15 protein-coding genes are annotated in these 16,709 nt (G+C 41.8%); 3 read left to right on the forward strand and 12 right to left on the reverse strand.

Annotated elements, in window-relative coordinates:
• Positions 1-255: 255 nt before the first annotated feature.
• Complete coding sequence (locus tag NBC122_RS07975; protein WP_133439870.1) at positions 256-1,614, reverse strand: PQQ-dependent sugar dehydrogenase; 1,359 nt, start codon at positions 1,612-1,614, stop codon at positions 256-258.
• An 830-nt stretch (positions 1,615-2,444) separates the two neighbouring features.
• Between NBC122_RS07975 and NBC122_RS07980 the strand changes: the two genes are divergently transcribed.
• Together NBC122_RS07980 and NBC122_RS07985 are read left to right on the forward strand one after the other, a co-directional pair.
• Positions 2,445-3,020 carry a hypothetical protein gene (locus NBC122_RS07980; RefSeq protein WP_133439871.1) on the forward strand — a complete coding sequence of 192 codons (576 nt, stop codon included), beginning with the start codon at positions 2,445-2,447 and terminating at the stop codon, positions 3,018-3,020.
• Between the two features lie 246 nt (positions 3,021-3,266).
• The gene (locus NBC122_RS07985; protein WP_133439872.1) at positions 3,267-3,557 is read left to right on the forward strand and encodes a hypothetical protein; all 291 of its coding nucleotides are present in this window, start codon (positions 3,267-3,269) and stop codon (positions 3,555-3,557) included.
• On the opposite strand, the gene NBC122_RS14360 is transcribed toward NBC122_RS07985, so the two are convergent.
• From NBC122_RS14360 to NBC122_RS08015, 7 genes are all read right to left on the reverse strand, one after another.
• Entirely contained in the window at positions 3,554-3,724 is a 171-nt protein-coding gene (locus tag NBC122_RS14360; protein ID WP_165983205.1) for a hypothetical protein, read from the reverse strand. The genes NBC122_RS07985 and NBC122_RS14360 overlap by 4 nt on opposite strands.
• A gap of 64 nt (positions 3,725-3,788) precedes the next feature.
• Positions 3,789-4,175, reverse strand: a complete 387-nt coding sequence (locus NBC122_RS07990; RefSeq protein WP_133439873.1) for a response regulator — start codon at positions 4,173-4,175, stop codon at positions 3,789-3,791.
• Positions 4,172-4,738 carry a chemotaxis protein CheB gene (locus tag NBC122_RS07995; protein WP_133439874.1) on the reverse strand — a complete coding sequence of 189 codons (567 nt, stop codon included), beginning with the start codon at positions 4,736-4,738 and terminating at the stop codon, positions 4,172-4,174. Before NBC122_RS07995 ends, NBC122_RS07990 begins: the two co-directional genes overlap by 4 nt.
• 1 nt (position 4,739) lies before the next feature.
• The gene (locus NBC122_RS08000) at positions 4,740-5,558 is read right to left on the reverse strand and encodes a CheR family methyltransferase (protein ID WP_133439875.1); all 819 of its coding nucleotides are present in this window, start codon (positions 5,556-5,558) and stop codon (positions 4,740-4,742) included.
• A gap of 3 nt (positions 5,559-5,561) precedes the next feature.
• Positions 5,562-5,936, reverse strand: a complete 375-nt coding sequence (locus tag NBC122_RS08005; protein WP_133439876.1) for a response regulator — start codon at positions 5,934-5,936, stop codon at positions 5,562-5,564.
• An 11-nt stretch (positions 5,937-5,947) separates the two neighbouring features.
• Complete coding sequence (locus NBC122_RS08010; RefSeq protein WP_133439877.1) at positions 5,948-9,532, reverse strand: response regulator; 3,585 nt, start codon at positions 9,530-9,532, stop codon at positions 5,948-5,950.
• A 6-nt stretch (positions 9,533-9,538) separates the two neighbouring features.
• Positions 9,539-10,663: a hybrid sensor histidine kinase/response regulator gene (locus NBC122_RS08015; protein WP_133439878.1), complete on the reverse strand. Its 1,125-nt coding sequence runs from the start codon at positions 10,661-10,663 to the stop codon at positions 9,539-9,541.
• 1,184 nt (positions 10,664-11,847) lie between these two features.
• Here NBC122_RS08015 and NBC122_RS08020 point away from each other — a divergent pair.
• Positions 11,848-13,275: an OmpA family protein gene (locus NBC122_RS08020; RefSeq protein WP_133439879.1), complete on the forward strand. Its 1,428-nt coding sequence runs from the start codon at positions 11,848-11,850 to the stop codon at positions 13,273-13,275.
• 384 nt (positions 13,276-13,659) lie between these two features.
• Here the strand turns inward: NBC122_RS08020 and NBC122_RS08025 are convergent, their stop codons facing one another.
• From NBC122_RS08025 to ureG, 4 genes are read right to left on the reverse strand one after another with little or no spacing between them, the layout of a single operon-like run.
• Entirely contained in the window at positions 13,660-14,547 is an 888-nt protein-coding gene (locus NBC122_RS08025; protein WP_133439880.1) for an urea transporter, read from the reverse strand.
• 18 nt (positions 14,548-14,565) lie between these two features.
• Positions 14,566-15,240 (reverse strand): hypothetical protein, encoded by a 675-nt coding sequence (locus NBC122_RS08030; RefSeq protein WP_246012289.1) that lies wholly within the window; start codon positions 15,238-15,240, stop codon positions 14,566-14,568.
• Positions 15,241-15,271: 31 nt separating this feature from the next.
• Positions 15,272-16,069 (reverse strand): urease accessory protein UreD, encoded by a 798-nt coding sequence (locus NBC122_RS08035; protein ID WP_133439882.1) that lies wholly within the window; start codon positions 16,067-16,069, stop codon positions 15,272-15,274.
• Entirely contained in the window at positions 16,070-16,708 is a 639-nt protein-coding gene (gene ureG / locus NBC122_RS08040; protein WP_133439883.1) for an urease accessory protein UreG, read from the reverse strand.
• Position 16,709 lies beyond the last annotated feature (1 nt).

Consider the following 16,709-nt stretch of genomic DNA (forward strand, 5'->3'; position numbering starts at 1 on the left):
CGACTGCGCCCACCGCTGCCGCACCAATCCTTTCGTGTGGCGATCGCACATCAAACTTTTTCAGGTGGTATTCGATAAAGATCAAATATTCTAAAAAAGACCACTGAAAAATATTTCAAAATGTTTGAGCCGATTAATCTTTCTAATCGGCTCAGTATTTTTAGTGTATTTGAGTCAAATATTAAACACAATCGGCTCGTGACCTACAGTTGGCAATTAGAAAACTTCCCGACCTTCACTTCAGCACAGAGAAGCTTATTTAATGATTACTTTCTGAGAATAAATTTTAAGATGATCAGATGAAATGGTGATGAAATAGATTCCTGATTTTAAGGTTGAAATATCGATGCTTTGATCCTCTTTAACCTTGGTTTCCAAAACTTTTCTTCCTTCAGCATTATTGATTTCTGCAGTGTTATTCCTGGTTTTTAAACCATCAATAAAAATCTTTCCGGAAGCTGGACTCGGATAAATCTTAAATGAATTTTGCGGGTGTTCTCCGGTTGCCAGAGTGGTGGTGCTTATTTTGTAAATTTTGCCGTTATTCACGGCAGCTACATAAAGTTCTTTGCCTGAATCTTCTCCGAATGTTGCAAAATTATTCCCTGTAAATGCAGAGGTCCAAACAATGGAGTTGTCGGCATTTAAAATTCCGATTTGGGTGGAACAGTAATCAGCAAAGATATATTTACCAGTTAAGGCCGGATAGGCAGTTCCGCGGTAAACATAGCCTCCTGTTATCGAGCATTTGCCACCGGTGTGATTATACACTGCAATTGGAAAAGTCATGGTGGAAGAGTTTGCACAGCCGGTGGTATTGTAAGCGCTGTTTCCTTCGTAGCAGCGCCATCCGTAATTGATTCCGGCCTGTGTTATGGGCATTCTGTTGATTTCTTCAGTCTGACTTTGCCCTACATCGGCGATCATTGCATTTCCTGTTGCTAAATCGAAAGAAAACTTCCATGCGTTTCTAAGTCCATAAGACCAGATTTCATCCGCACCATCAATTCCCACAAATGGATTATCTGGTGGAATAGTATATGCTGCGGTAGAATTTACATCAATTCTGAGTATTTTTCCCAACAGCGAATTTTTGTTTTGGCTGTTGTTATTGGGGTCTCCCGCACTTCCGCCGTCGCCTGTAGAAATCCATAGTTTCCCGTCTGGCGCAAAATGAATGCTGCCGCCGTTGTGGTTTTCAAAAGGTTTCGTGATGTTGAGTACTGTTTTTTCAGAAGTAGGATCTGCTGTATTCGGATCTGCAGAATTCACCGAATATCTTGCAACGGTGATATTGCCGGCAGTGTTGTTGTAAAAAACGAAGAAATAGCCGTTGGTGGCATACTGGGGATGAAAAGCCAGCCCCAGAAGTCCTCTTTCTCCGTTGAACGTTATTTTCGTGCTGATGTTCAGAAATGCAGTGGAATTGACTGTTCCGTTTGGCTGAATAATTTGGATGATGCCGTTCTGCTGAACAACAAAAAGTCTGTTGTCATTGGCATTTACGATCTCAACAGGACTTGTTAATCCTGAGGCAAATTCGGCAAGTACAATATTCTGTGAAGAGAATAATGCTGCAGAAAGAATTCCTGACAGAAGGAGTATTTTTTTCATAATAAGTTGGTTTTTAAGGTCTTGTGAAGTTAGTCATAATTTTTATAAATTAAATATTAATTATGATTTATTGGGAATTCCCCCGCTCTCAGAATTCTCTGATTTTGAAGCTTTTTTGTAAAATCCTGAGGAGAGTCTGCATTTTTGCTTTAAGCGAAACAGTCAGGTGATGGATATTGTTTTATATCTTTATTAAACTCAAAGTAAAGGCATTACAGGATCGTGTGTTATTTTCAACTGGACCGTTATTTCCTAACTGCGTATTTTAAATATTTCATTAGAGTTTCTATTGGGATTCAAAATAATTGTCTGTTTTTTTTTAAGATACTATGGTTTATTGCGCTATTTGAAATTATGCGTATATTTGAGAGTATAGGCTATATTCTCAAAAATCGTGAAAATGAAAAGATGAAAATTTATTATTTTTTGATAGTTTCAACTTTAAAGGAATACTGATCAAAGATAATATCAAACTAAAATTGAATGAACAGAAATGGATTGTGATTATTGCCCTATCCAGATGCCTAAAAATGAAAATAAAATAATTCCTAAAGAATACTTAACGGAAAAATAACCGAAGAAGGAATTGAAGTAAATAATGTAAAATAACCGAAATAGACTATTCAGAATTTTTAATGAGAAGTGAAAGTTGGGAAAAAAATTGAAAAAGTGCAGCCTATAACAGCAGTTTGCAAAAATGGCGGGTTGTGGGCTTAATTTAAAGCGGGTTCCGTACTTCTAAAGTCACTGATCAATCGAAGTATAGGCTTCATTGTTCAGCCACTTATGCAAGCTGCAAAACGTTCGGCAATGTCAAAACCAGATTCTGTATGAAATATTTTCTTTCTGTTTTTCTTTTAATTATTACCTCAGTAGGTTGTGAAAACAAACTTAAATCTAACGAAGCAGATTTAATTAAAGTTGGCTATTATCCTCCTTTTATTCAACATTTTGAAATAATAGCTAATCTGAGTAACAAATCTCTGCTATTTTATAATCCATCAAAATATTTAATACCTCCACCGCCGCCGCCTCCTAAAAACGCAAGTGATGAGGAATTAAAAAGAAGAGGAGATGAACATCAAAAATTTGTCGATGAAAATCCAAAATTAGAACCTGAATATTTGGAATTAAATAATGACGAGATAAAAGCTATTCAAAAAATCATTACTTCTTTCCAAGAAAAGGATTTTAAAGAGGATGAAAAAAAATACCCCATAATTGATGGTGCAAATACAAATACAGTAATTCAGCTAAAAGATCATCGAATTTATTCAATTGGTGGTTATGAAGGAACAAACACCGATAAAGAAATTGAATTAACGTCAAAAATATTTAGTTTATTTAAATTAAAAAGTAACTCAAAGGTAAATAAGCTTTATATTGAAAAGCTCGAAAGAAGATAACACTTCTGCTAATAAGTTATTTCTACATGCGCGTATAAAGTTTTCATCGATGATTTTAGCGATTAATTAAGTTTTTTAGCAAGTCGAAATTTTCGTATTTTTATACCGTCTGTAGAAATATCCAACCGTTAGCCAAAGTCGCCCTGCCATGAAAAACAGTTGAGTTTTCGCAGTAACGGTTAGGTTGTATTTTATTGAAAAATCAGTAAATTAATTTATCATCTAACAAATAAAAATTTAATAATTATGTCGCTACAAAACAAAAGGCTTTTGCTTATTATATTAGCAGTGCCTGCACTGCTACTCGTACCGCTTATTGCAATGCAATTCAGCACTGGTGTTGACTGGGAAGTTTTTGACTTCATAATAATGAGTGTTCTACTGTTAGGAACAGGATTGCTCTGTGAACTTGTCTTAAGAAAGGTCAGAAGCACTAAAGGAAGAATCGTCCTTTTCGGTATTGTACTGTTAGCTTTTATACTCATTTGGACAGAACTTGCAGTTGGAATATTTGGGACCCCTTTTGCAGGAAGCTAAAAAACTGAAAGTACAACGCCATTTTCCTGATGTCGCGAATTTGTAATCCGTGAAGCTTCCAACACAGAATACTTTTTTATAAAAGTCCCGGCTTTGAGCTGATATATTTTCGCATCCTGATGTCGCGGTAATCCGTGATGTTTTACTGCACCCAATGATTGTCCCATCTTTTCCTGAGGGCTTTCTTTTCGGCGGACAGGAGATAGCTGCCGGTATTTAAAGCGGTGGATTTCAGATGCCGGTGTATTTTTTTACAGTCGTTTCAAAAAGGTCGAGATCAAATGGTTTTGCCAGATAATCATCAGCACCGGCTTGTTCCGCCAGTGCACTGATATTGCTGTTGGCAGAAAAATAAAGGACAGGAATGTTTTTCAGGGCGTCATTGGATTTCAGCAGACGCGTAGCTTCGATACCGCTGATGTCCGGCAGCCAGTTATCCATCAGAATAAGATGCGGCATATAGTCGGCAACCTGCTGTTCAACGCTGTTGGTGGAGGGCGAGGTTTTTACTTCGCATCCGATATCTTCAAGAATTTCCGTACACAGTTCAAGAATTTCGAGATTGTCATCGAAAATAAACACTTTTTTGGTTTCTTTTATTGAATTTTTATCAGTCATTTTCCTAAATTATTAATATAGTTGGGCATTTCCCCGGTATCCAGCACCGCGTCAATGGTCACATGTTCCAGGGCATATTCGGGCATATAACTCACCACTGCCGACGAGGGATTTTGGATAAGCGCTTTGCCGCCGTATTCTTTTACTTTCTGCAGCCCCGCCGTGCCGTCACTGTTTGCACCTGAAAGCAGCAAACATACCAAATTTTCTCCATATACTTCCGCAGCACTTTCAAAAGCTACATCAATGGAAGGCCGTGAAAAATTTACTTTTTCAGAGGCATCCAATGAGAAGGTTCTGTCGTTTTCGATGAGTACATGGTAGTCGGGCGGAGCAATGTAGAGGGTACCGGGTATTATTTTTTCTTTTTCTTCGAGCTCTTTTACGTTAAGCTGGGTTTTTGAAGCTAGAATATGGGTCAGGATGCTGTCCTTGCCCGATTTGCGGTGCAGCACAATAATAATGGGAAAGGCAAGCGCAGGATCGAGCCCCGGCAATATTTTGATAAGAACCTCCAGACTGCCGGCCGATCCGCCGATCATTAATGCTTCACACGGTTCCATTTTAATGTATTTTGCGCCATATTTTGGCAGATTTCAGCCTTTCATAATTCTTCGATACAGTGGAGAAGTCAAGTGTTTCCTTGGTGCCGAGAGCCAGATAACCGAATTTTTCAAGGCTGTTGTCAAAGAGCTCGAAAACCGTGTTCTGCAGCGGTCTGTCAAAATAAATGAGAACGTTGCGGCACAGAATAAGTTGGAATTCATTGAAAGAATGGTCCGTCACCAGATTGTGGGTGGAAAAAATAATTTTTGATTTCAGGTCATCGCGGAGTTTCCCGAGCGAATAGTTCGCCGTGTAATAATCTGAAAAATTTTCGCTGCCGCCTGCGGCCATGTAATTTTCTGTATACAGTTGTATTTTGCTCAGCGGAACCATCGCCTGTGCTGCATTTTCTAAAACGGCACTGTTGATGTCGGTCGCATAGATCAGCGATTTATGGAGCAGGTTCAGTTCCTTTAGAAATATGGCAACAGAGTAGGCTTCCTCCCCGGTGCTGCAGCCTGCCACCCAGATCCGGATGAAAGGGTAGGTACCGAGTTTGGGAAGGATTTCGGTTCTGAGGGTTTTATAGAAAGCAGGATCCCTGAACATCTCGGTGACATTGATGGTCACCTGTTCCAGAAAACGTTTGAAATACCCCGGTTCTGTTCTTATTTTATAACGGTATTCTGCAAAACTTACAAACCGGTCCAGCTCGTAAAGTCTTACCATACGGCGCTTCAGTGAGGCTCTGGAGTATCCTGTAAAATCGTACCCGTATATTTCCAGTATATCGGAAAGCAGGGTTTCCATGTTTTCGTCGCTTTGTTCGGATTTCACTTTTTATGGGATTAATTGTTGGAGTACCTGCAGCAGTTCATCAACGTTCACCGGTTTCGAGAGGTAGCCGTCGGCACCGGCCTCAAGGCATTTTTCCCGGTCTCCTGTCATCGCCTGTGCTGTGATGGCAATTACCGGAATTTTTTTCAGTTCTTCGTCGCTTTTCATTTTTCCGATGGCTTCATAACCGTCCATTTCCGGCATCATCATATCCATCAGCACGACGCCGATGTTTTTATTGTCGGACAGCAGCTGAAAACCCTGCCTGGCACTCAGTGCGGAAACACACCGGTATTTCTTTGCGTTCAGAACGGCGTTCAGTGCAAAGATGTTTTTGCTGTCATCGTCGATGATAAGAATTTCCTTTTGGCTTTTCATACATTGAAATTTTAGATTTTGTCGTACAGCCAGACTCTTAGTAAAGAAACCAACTGATCGATATCCACAGGTTTTGAAATATAGTCGGACGCACCTACAGCGATGCATTTTTCGCGGTCGCCCATCATGGCTTTCGAGGTCACTGCCAGAACCGGCAGATTTCTGAACTGAGCGCTGGACCTGATTTCGCGGATGGTTTCGTAGCCGTCCATTTCCGGCATCATCATATCCATCAGCACCACATCAATGCCAGGCTCTTTTTCCAGTACTTTCAGGGCTTCTTTACCGTCCATTGCAGGCAGGACTTTCATTCCGTGAATTTCGAGGGCCTTGGTCAGCGAGAAAATATTTCTCACGTCATCGTCGGCAATCAGCACGGTTTTGTCTTTCAGGATGTTCCGAAGTTCGCCTTCATTTCCAAATCCTGACATTCTTTCGTGTTTTTGCTTGTTCTTTTCTTCTACCAAATGAAGGAACAGGCCTGCTTCATCGAGAATCCGCTGATAGGAGTAAGCCGTTTTTACGACAATGGAATCTGCATATTTCTTAATCCGGTTTTCTTCCCCTTTAGAGAGATTTTTTCCTGTGAATACAATGATAGGAAGCTGCTCCAGCCCTTTGTTTTGCTTAATGGTTTCCAGGGTTTCATACGCATTTCTATCGGGCACGCCCATGTCCAGGATGACACAGTCGATTTCACGGTTGTGCAGGGATTCGATGCTGTCGGATACATTGTTTGCGATGTCGGTCGTGATATTATTGGCGCTTAGGAAATAGCTTAAGGCTTTGGCATGCTGTTCATTTTCCTCTACAATCAGTACTTTTTTAGGAGACCGGTTCAGCGCGTTTTCCAGCTTGCTGAAAATTTCCTGCATCTGCTCCAAGGCAAAGGGTTTGTTGATGAAATCTACCGCGCCTCTCAACAGGCTTTCCTGTTTGAATTTCATGGAAGACATGATGTGTACCGGAATCGGCTTGGTTTCCGGATTGGATTTTAAGGCTTCCATCACCTGCCAACCGTCCATAATCGGCAACTGGATATCAAGCAGAATGGCCAGCGGCTTGAAATGCTGCGCCATTTCGATGCCGGCATCGCCGCGCACCGCTACAATGGCTTTGTAGTTTTTGGTTCTTGAAAAGTCCAGCAGTATTTTAGCAAAAGCAGTGTCGTCTTCAATGATGAGAATGACTTTGTCGCCTTGCTGAATATCATCGCGGTCATCTTCAATCTGCTGTGGAATTCGGTCAGTCACAAAACGTTCCGGCAGTTTTTCCGCTTCCTGAACCAAATACGGAGTTGCTTCTTCCTGATTCTGAGCGGGTAAGGCCACGCCTTCCTGATAATCGGTCGGTACCACAAGCGTGAATTCGCTGCCCTGGCCTTCGGTACTCTGCAGCTGTATTTCTCCCCCGAGCAGACGGGCGAGTTCGCGGCTGATGGAAAGACCGAGGCCTGTACCGCCATATTTGCGCTGGGTAGAACCGTCTGCCTGCTGGAAGGCTTCAAAAACCATACGGATTTTGTCCTTCGGTATCCCGATTCCCGTGTCGGTGACTTTGAAATATACTTTCTCCTTCTTTTCGTCACTGGAAACGTGCAGCGTAATGCTTCCTTCAGAGGTAAATTTAATGGCATTGGAGAGAAGGTTTTTAAGGATCTGCTCCAGACGCAGTTTGTCGGTGTGTAAAATTTTGGCAGCCTCTTCATCCGTCTCGATGTTTAAAGCCAGGTTCTTTTCCTTGGCCATAGGCTTAAACAGCATCTGCATATCCGCCGTAATTTCTGCTAAAGGCACCTCATTGATTTCCAGGGTCATTTTGCCGGATTCTATCTTGGAGAGGTCCAGTATTTCATCGATGAGGATAAGCAGTCCCTGACCGGAGCTCTGCATCACTTCTGCATATTCTACATATTGCTCATCGAGGTCATCACTTTCCGTCATCAACTTGGAAAGCAGTAAAATAGAATTAAGCGGGGTGCGCAGTTCGTGCGACATATTCGCCAGAAATTCAGATTTGTATTTGGTGCTTTGTTCGAGTTCAATTGATTTCTGCTGAATATCGGTATTGCGCTGTTCGATAAGCGCGTTTTTCTCCTCAAGCAGGCCGGTTCTTTCTTCAAGTTCCTGGTTGCTCTGCATGAGTTCTTCCTGCTGTACCCTAAGTTCTTCTTCGGAAGCCAACAACTTCTGAGACTGCGCTTCCAGTTCTGCATTAATGTTTTCCAATTCTGAATGCTGGGTCTGCAGTTCTTCTGACTGTGCCTGCGTTTCCTCCAGCAATTCCTGAAGTTTGATCCGGCTCTGGGCACTGTAAAAGGCCAGACCGATATTTCCGGCAACAGAACGGAGAAATTCAAGCTCCCGGGCGGAATAATCGTGCATGGAGCCAAGTTCGATTACACCAAGGGGTAAATTGTGCCGCGTGATGGGGAGTGCAACGATATTTTTGGGTTTCGTACTGCCGGTGGCGAAACTGATGGTTACGGCATCATCCGGAATATCCTTTACAATGATTTGTTTTTCAGAACGGAAGGCTTCTCCGGCAATGCCTTCGCCTATTTTGAGCGGTTTTCTGGCGGTAGCGTCTGCCAGTGCGTAACTTCCGGTAAGATGCAGCTGATTGTCCTCGCCCTGCAGGTACACCGCCGCCACATGGCTTTGCGTATTGGCTGTAACTTCTTCCAGAATACTCGTGGCCAGTTTTTCCATGCTTTTGTTTCCCATCATGCGGTCGTTCAGATGCGCAATGGTAGAACTCAGCCATTCTTTTTCTGCCAGGGTGTTAAATGAACTCTGCAGTGATTCTGCCATCCGGTTGAGCGGTCCAGCGACACTGCCCAGGGTTTCCTGAGCGTTCTGATCCCAAAGGATATTATAATCGCCACGGGAGATTTGTGCCGCTACTTTTTCGATGGCGATGAGGCGGTTTTCTGTTTCGTCATTCTTTTTTTCAAGCTCCTGCGTGAGTTTTGTTTTTTCGTTGAAGTCCTGCAGAACTTTGCGGTAAAAAACAAGCGTAATGGTGATGGCCAGAATGGCGGAAACAATAATCAGCCACGGTGTGTAGGAGGCAAACTTATCCATAATTTCCGTGCGGGATTTCAGAATGGCCTGTTCCTCTTTCTGCATAACGGTTACGGTACTTCGGATTTCATCCATGTATTTTTTTCCGCTGAGGAGCTGCTCAGGGGTTACCTCTTTGTTTTCTTTTTTGTGGTTAAGATTCCGGTCCAGAATATCAACCCGCGTGATAATACTGCTCTCTAGTTTTTCGAGATTTTTGGTTTGTCTGTTGGTATTGGTCACTTCAGCGGATAATGCATTGATGCCTTCTGATATTTTTTCCTTTGCATTGTTATAGGGCTCCAGAAAACGCTCGTCGCCGCTTAATAAATAGCCGCGCTGACCGGTTTCGGCATCTTTTACCAGAGAAAAAACATGGTCCAGATCCTGAATGATCCGGTTGCTGTTTTTTACCATCGAAGCACTGTCTATCAGATTTTTAATACTGATAAATGAAGCCATGGAACTTATGAATAAAAGGAGCAGAGACAGTCCCAGTCCATACAGAAGATTATTTTTAAAATTCATCATTGTAAATTATTGGTTTTTTCCTTCAGGATTTGCCGGTATAGTGAAGTAGAATTCCGATCCTTCCCCGGGTTTACTGTGGACGCCCACGGTTCCTTGATGTCTTTCTATGATTTCCCGGCAGATGTAAAGCCCGATTCCCAGTCCCTGGAACCGTTCTGAGGTTTCCTCGATCCGGTAAAATTTATCGAAGATTTTCTGCTGATGCTCCTCTGACATCCCAATGCCAAAATCCCGCACCGAGAAGTAAACATCATCCCCCTGCATCATGGCGCTGAGGTGGATTTCCTCGGTATCGGGCGAATATTTAATCGCATTGGTAATGAAATTCACCATTACCTGTTCGATGCGCATTTCATCACCGTACACATTTCCTACGTCATGTCCTTTCTTTATGATTTTGATCTGAGGATTGGACTGCTGCATGATTTCAGTAATATGGCCAAACAGATGGTCGAAGCAAAAATATTTTTTGTTAAACTTTAGCTTTCCGCTTTCAATTTTTGAAATATCCAGCAGGTCTGCAATGAGCAGGTTTAATTTTTCAACCTGGTTCTGTACTTTATGAAGCCGGGTTCTTATTGTTTCGATGTCGTTTTTATCCAAACTCCGTTCCAAAAGCTGTATGTATCCCTTGATGCTGGTCATGGGCGTTTTCAGTTCGTGGCTGGCAATGCTAATAAACTCATCTTTTTTGCGTTCTGCCTCTTTTCTGAACTCAATTTCTTCGCGCAGCGTTTTCTGCATTTCGTTCAGCGCACGGCTTTGCTCATAGATCCGGTAAAATGTTTTCACCTTGAGTAATAAAATATTCATATCAACCGGTTTGCTGATATAATCGAGCCCGCCGGAAGAATAGCCGCGGGTGATGAGGTTGAGATTGGCGCTGGCGGCGGAAAGAAAGATGATGGCGGTTTCTTTGGCTCTGCTGTAACCGGAGATGGTTTCGGCCACTTCAAAACCGTCCATTCCAGGCATCTGAACGTCAAGAATAATCAGGACATACGATTTTTTAAGGATCTTTTTCAGGGCCTCTTCGCCGGATGATGCGGTATCCACCTCAAAACCGTTTTTTTCGAGTACTTTTTTTAAGGAGATTATATTTTCGGGAGCATCATCTACAATCAGGATCATTTTTTAATATTTGTGTTAAAAATTTAATGCAAAAGTTTCCAAATATAAGAATTTTGAATCTTTTGACAATAGGAAAGAGGCGGTGAAGGAGCTGCTCTTTATTTAGAGCCTGTTAAAAATTGATAAAAAATACTTGAACCAAAGGAGCCACAGAGAAAATTTAAAAAGAGAATGCCAAAAAAGTAATAAAGGTAACTTTTTAGACCGCCTGCTCTTTTTCTTTTTATGGCAAACCGTTACTGGGACTTGAAGGGTATCTGTATTTTAGATTCCAAGAAAATGCAAATACTTTTATTATATTAGATTTAATAATAATGTTTTAATATAGAGATACAGCGACATTAAATCATCAATAAATGAAGTCCTTACCGAACAAATTAGAAAACCAAAAGATGAGGCTATGAGAAAAATACTGTTCTTATTTATTTTCACTTTTATATTAATAAGCTGTAACAATAACACCAAAGAAAAAACTATGACGACTACGACAAATGAAAAATTGGTGAAGCAATATTTTGAATATTTTAACAATCACCAGATAATCTAAGTCTGTATAATTTCTTGCATTGCTGAGGAGCTACGAATGCTCCAGCCCAGAAACAATCTTTACTTTAACAGGATTCTGGTGGATATGATGAATTTTATCTTTAATCCGCCGATTTTAAAATTCTTCTTCAGCAACGGTCTTGCCAAACTTTAAAATGGTGCTTACGTGCTAAAGGAGTACATGATTTTTAAAATAGTCCAATATCCGCTGTTTTCTGCTTTGCTTTTAACAGTATTTCAGTAACAGACTTGCTTTACGGGTTTTTTGTAAAAAGCTGCCGGACGGGAGCGCCGTTCAATAAACCTTAGCTTTTTTTCTTTTTTTGATCTTTTCAACTTCTCACAGACAAAACATTTGGGATTGACCAGGCGTCTTGCGAATGGATGCTTACGGTTCTGCCGGTTCGTTCTGAGCTGCCTTGTACACAGTGCCGGAAGCCTCTGTATGACGGAAAAGATGCTGCTGTTTTCTCTTTTACTTCAATGTCCCCTGCGCCTTTGTAGAAGATCTTGTTATGAATTTTTTTAATTTTTTAACATAAATTGGCATAGAAGTTGGAAGAGGGTTACGCGACTGGAACTTTAAAGCTAGGATCTTTAAAAGGGCAGTAAAATAGAAATTAATAAATAATTGTAATATGAGATTAAATTTAACAAGTTTGGCAGTAGCGGTAATTTTACCTACAGCCGTATTTGCACAGGATTCGATAAAGAGTTCTACAGGTAGTTATCCCAATTCGTATACCTCCGGGTCTGCAAATGTTTCACCTTTTACTCAGGAATCAAAGAGATTCAATGACTGGGCTATCTCAGCGGGGGCAGGTATTCCATTGATGCATTCAGCCGATTTAAACTCCCTTAAAGAGTTTGGAGCAGGTCAAAACCTTATCGGATGGTCTGGTTATCTGAGTGTAGATAAAGCGATTTCGCATGCTTTCGGTCTTAAGTTACAGTACGACAAAGGAGAAACAAGACAGGGAGCTGTAAATACCAAAGACCATGTAGCTTCTCCCAATGGTGATGCTGGAAGAACACAGTATGATGCCATTTCAATTTTAGGTGATTTGAACTTTTCAAACCTTTTGAGAAGAGTTGATAACAAGTCTCCGTACAGATGGGCTTTGCACGGGTATGCAGGTGTAGGAACTTTAGCTTACAGAGCGTACAGACAAAACGCAGGAGCTTCTTATAACCAACAGTTGGTTACCGAAATCAAACCATTTAAAGCAGGCAGTATATTCGGCCAGGGTGGTGCCGGTTTAAAATACCGTGCTTCCCGTTCACTGGATCTTGAAGCAAGAGGAATGTATGTCTATACAGGAGACGACACTTTCGACGGTGCACGCACCAAAGGTGGTAGTAATTCTGATAATTTCATTAACCTTACTTTAGGGGCGACCTTGAATTTGGGCAAACACGAATCCCATGTATTCTGGCATGATCCATTACAGGAAATGTATTACAGAGCGGATGTTTTGGCTGCAAAAAGCCAGGATATCGAAGTTTGTAAATCAGGTGATGCTGACAATGACGGAGTTTGTGATGACTGGGACAGACAGTTAGATACTCCTCAGGGAGCAAGAGTTGATGGTGCCGGTGTTGCTTTAGATGTTGATTTAGACGGCGTTATTGATTTGTATGACAAGTGTGTTACCGTTCCTGGACCTGTTGAAAACAACGGTTGCCCTACGAATTCCACTTCTGTAGTGGGAGATAACACCAGAGTATTGGAAGGAATTGAATTCGATTTTAATTCTGACAGGATTTTGCCTTCAAATACCCCAATCCTTAACAATGCGGCTAACTATATTAATTCCTCTGCAGGAGCATACAATGTGATTGGTGGAGCGGATACTACAGGAACAGCTGTTTATAATCAGAGACTTTCTGAAAGAAGAGCGAATACCGTAAAAAATTATTTAATCCAAAATGGCGTAAGTTCAGGTAAAATCGACGCGATAGGAAGAGGTGAAACCAACCTTAAATATCCGGAATGTAACCCAGCGAGCAAATGTCCGGAATGGAAAAACAGAGCGAACAGAAGAGTTTATTTTGAAGCAAAATAATATTCTTAAGTTTTAAGATTCTAAAGAAAGCCACTTAATTGTGGCTTTTTTCGTTTTCAGATGCTGCTGTTGACGGGTTTACTTCGGTACGCTCGCAATGATATTGCACAGAAGATGCATTGGGCACCAGAACCCTCATCATGAATATAGATATCTCTTTCTATTTAATAAAAATATACATTTTTCAACTTTAATCGCCTGTGATAAGTTTAATAACAATCATTATCCATATCACTTTTTTTTCTTAACATAACTCCGTCGTAAAGCAGCAACAAAAGAAGAATACCAAATTTTTGACAATTGTTGATATTGAACGTTAGGAGTTTTTCCTCATCCTGTTGTTCTTTTAACTCCTGTGTTTTTATTTTTAAATTTAATCATGCTCTAAACTGATTTTTTCAAAACCACTTTTTTCAGCAGTAAGGTCAGCCAGGTTGCTGCAACAAAAGGGAAAGTAAATACGCCGCCGAATGCATCTAAAATCTTGTAATCAACTATTAAATCATTTAATACGGCCGTAATAACAACCGCGATGAGTACCCATAATCCATCAATCTTTTTATGCCCGGAAAAAAAGATGGCAGACAGAACAGCATTGAACCCGAAAAGCCCCATGTGCACATGTTCGAGCGCCTCCCCATTAAGCTGCGAAATGTAGGCACTCAATAACGAGCCCGCCAGACCGTACAGGGCCGCAACAGGCGAACCGATAAAAACACCCAGGAAAAATAAAAATCCGGATAGAGGGCTCCCTTGGAAGATTACTTCACCAAAACCCTGGATCGCGGTGAACACATCAATGAATTTTGAGTCTTCGAATTTTACAGACATTAAATCTGAAGGCGGTATTTGTGTATAATGTTGCAGACTATAAACAAATACCCAACTGATAACAATGAATGGGAATGAAAATGCGCGGAGTTTCCTTGCGATAAAAAAGTTTTGGAATATTGCCGCTAGTACTGAACCCACAATAATTAATACCCATATCAACACCGTTGCCTGAAAGAGGAAAGCCAGCGCAACTCCCACCAAAGACGCGCTGAACCCGTACATTCCGGCATTTATTTCTTTCTGATCATATTTTAGAAATTTGGCGGTGAGTGTTCCAGACGCACCTGCCACTACTGCAGCGAGACCACACTGCCAGCTTCCCAAAAAGATCCCGATGAGGAAAAGCACGCCGGTCCAACTGTTTTCCTGCAGCATAATTTGTCCCACTCCTTTCAGAACCTGATCTACAAAAGGTACTTTTTCGAAAACTTTTTTCATCTCTATTTAGTTTAAATTTTACCAGCCAAAAAAAACCATACCTATTCCACAAAGGGTGATGACAGCGCCACTGACGAGTCCCATGTATTTTTCAAATTTTTCAGAATTAAAAAGGGTGGTCAGGCCGTATCTGCCCAACAGCACCATTCCGAGCATAGTGGCGACCGTGGTCAGAGAAAAGGGAATTACCAGTGCCAGAATTTCCGGTACGGAACGGTTCATCCCCGAATAGAAAAGGAGTGGCGTAAGCGGCTCGCTCGGACCCATCACGAAAATCATGAAAAGGACGAGCGGTGTTACTTTTATACGGCTTTGCGGCCGTACCATTTCGCCATGGCTGTGTTCGAAAACATATACTTCTTCGCCCATGACATCAAAATGTTTGTGCGGTTTATTCCTTAGCGCCTGATGAAATCCATAAGCCAGATAAGCGATGCCGAAGATCAAAAGCGCCCATCCCGAGAGATTGCCGCGAATGTCCTGAAACCATGCAAAACGGGTCATTTGCCAGCCTAAAAATAATCCGACTGCACCGATCATCAGTGAGCTCAAAACATGCCCAAAGCCGCATGCAACCGTCAGAAGAACGGTTTTGCTTTTGCTCCATTTTTTCGATTTCGAAAGAACGATGAAGGGCAGGTAATGATCCGGACCTGAAGCAGTATGGATGAAACTGATAGACGCCGCGCTCAAAGCCAATGCCCACAAAGCTGTATTCATTTTTTTAGGGAGTTAAAATCTTTTCTTCCCACAGGAAATCCTGTACTGCGAGAAAATAATTATACATCACTTCGGCACCGTGCGACAATGCCCTTACTACAAATCCGCCGCTTTCCAGTGCAGAAATTCCGATTTCCACTTCGGGAAAGTCTTTTGATTTTTCTACCAGATGATTGACAAGTTCTGTTTTATCAGTGTCTTTTTTGGTGCTCACAAAAATCAAACTTCCCTGATGGGTGAAATCTTCGAGAATGCCTATATTCTGGATGGGTATTCGCCCCGGTTCTATGAGAACATTATCTTTTACGATCAGTTTCCCTTCATGGAAAACCTCGGTCAGGTTGTGGAATTTTTTCAGCTTAAAAACTTCACCGTAGTGTTTTCTTCCGCAGGTAATAATCTCGCTGATCAATACGCTGCTTTCTTTTCCCAATGTAATTTTTGCCCGGCTTTCAAAATTTGAATTCTCGTGCGGAACTACCGGGTGGGGAACGAAAGCGAAAAAAGCGTGATCCCCAATATCGACCGTCAGATTTTGGGTGGCTTTGTTTTCCATATCAAACAGCCGCTGATACGACTGCGAAGCCAGCTGCAAGCGGCTTTGTTCTTCCAGACTGATCCCTATAATGTACTGGTCGCCGTCCAGGATTCCCGGTGACGTACTCATGATCATCTGATAAAGTTTGTTGTCTCTTTTCCGTTGTCCTACAGAAACCACACGGAAAGGGGTTCCCACATAAAGATCTTTGATGTAGGATTTTCCTTCTTTATATCCGGCGGTGATATTCAGTCTGCATTCCATTTATCTCAGTAATTCCGGTTCTTCCGCATTTTCCAGCAGTGCATATTTTTTGAGCCATCCGATGACTTTGTCCAAGCCTTCTTCTGTTTTCAGATTGGTGAAAACGAACGGTGATCCGTTTCTCATCCGGCGGGAGTCATTTTCCATCACTTCAAGACTTGCGCCTACATACGGTGCCAGGTCGATCTTGTTGATCACCAAAAGATCGGAGCGTGTGATTCCCGGGCCGCCTTTTCGCGGAATCTTTTCGCCTTCAGCAACATCAATGATAAAGATGGTGACATCTGCAAGATCAGGGCTGAAAGTAGCAGAGAGATTATCGCCACCGCTTTCGATAAAGATCAGCTCGATATCGGGGAATCGGTTGGCCAGCTCGTCGACCGCTTCCAGATTCATACTTGCGTCTTCGCGGATTGCGGTGTGGGGACACCCGCCGGTTTCTACGCCTATGATCCGGTCGCGCGGCAGAAGGCTGTTGTGGGTCATGAATTCGGCGTCTTCTTTGGTGTAAATATCATTGGTGATGACGCCCATATCGTAAATGCCATAAAGTTTACGGCTTAATTTTTCCAGCAGTGCAGTTTTGCCTGATCCTACGGGACCGGCTACGCCTACTTTAATATATTTTCTGTTTTCCATT

This window comes from Chryseobacterium salivictor (genome assembly GCF_004359195.1).
GTDB lineage: Bacteria > Bacteroidota > Bacteroidia > Flavobacteriales > Weeksellaceae > Kaistella > Kaistella salivictor.

Coding starts and splice junctions, on each gene's coding strand:
- NBC122_RS07975 (WP_133439870.1), bottom strand. CDS start 1,614: ATGAAAAAAATACTCCTTCTGTCAGGAATTCTTTCTGCAGCATTATTC.
- NBC122_RS07980 (WP_133439871.1), top strand. CDS start 2,445: ATGAAATATTTTCTTTCTGTTTTTCTTTTAATTATTACCTCAGTAGGT.
- NBC122_RS07985 (WP_133439872.1), top strand. CDS start 3,267: ATGTCGCTACAAAACAAAAGGCTTTTGCTTATTATATTAGCAGTGCCT.
- NBC122_RS14360 (WP_165983205.1), bottom strand. CDS start 3,724: ATGGGACAATCATTGGGTGCAGTAAAACATCACGGATTACCGCGACAT.
- NBC122_RS07990 (WP_133439873.1), bottom strand. CDS start 4,175: ATGACTGATAAAAATTCAATAAAAGAAACCAAAAAAGTGTTTATTTTC.
- NBC122_RS07995 (WP_133439874.1), bottom strand. CDS start 4,738: ATGGAACCGTGTGAAGCATTAATGATCGGCGGATCGGCCGGCAGTCTG.
- NBC122_RS08005 (WP_133439876.1), bottom strand. CDS start 5,936: ATGAAAAGCCAAAAGGAAATTCTTATCATCGACGATGACAGCAAAAAC.
- NBC122_RS08010 (WP_133439877.1), bottom strand. CDS start 9,532: ATGATGAATTTTAAAAATAATCTTCTGTATGGACTGGGACTGTCTCTG.
- NBC122_RS08015 (WP_133439878.1), bottom strand. CDS start 10,663: ATGATCCTGATTGTAGATGATGCTCCCGAAAATATAATCTCCTTAAAA.
- NBC122_RS08020 (WP_133439879.1), top strand. CDS start 11,848: ATGAGATTAAATTTAACAAGTTTGGCAGTAGCGGTAATTTTACCTACA.
- NBC122_RS08025 (WP_133439880.1), bottom strand. CDS start 14,547: ATGAAAAAAGTTTTCGAAAAAGTACCTTTTGTAGATCAGGTTCTGAAA.
- NBC122_RS08035 (WP_133439882.1), bottom strand. CDS start 16,069: ATGGAATGCAGACTGAATATCACCGCCGGATATAAAGAAGGAAAATCC.
- ureG (WP_133439883.1), bottom strand. CDS start 16,708: ATGGAAAACAGAAAATATATTAAAGTAGGCGTAGCCGGTCCCGTAGGA.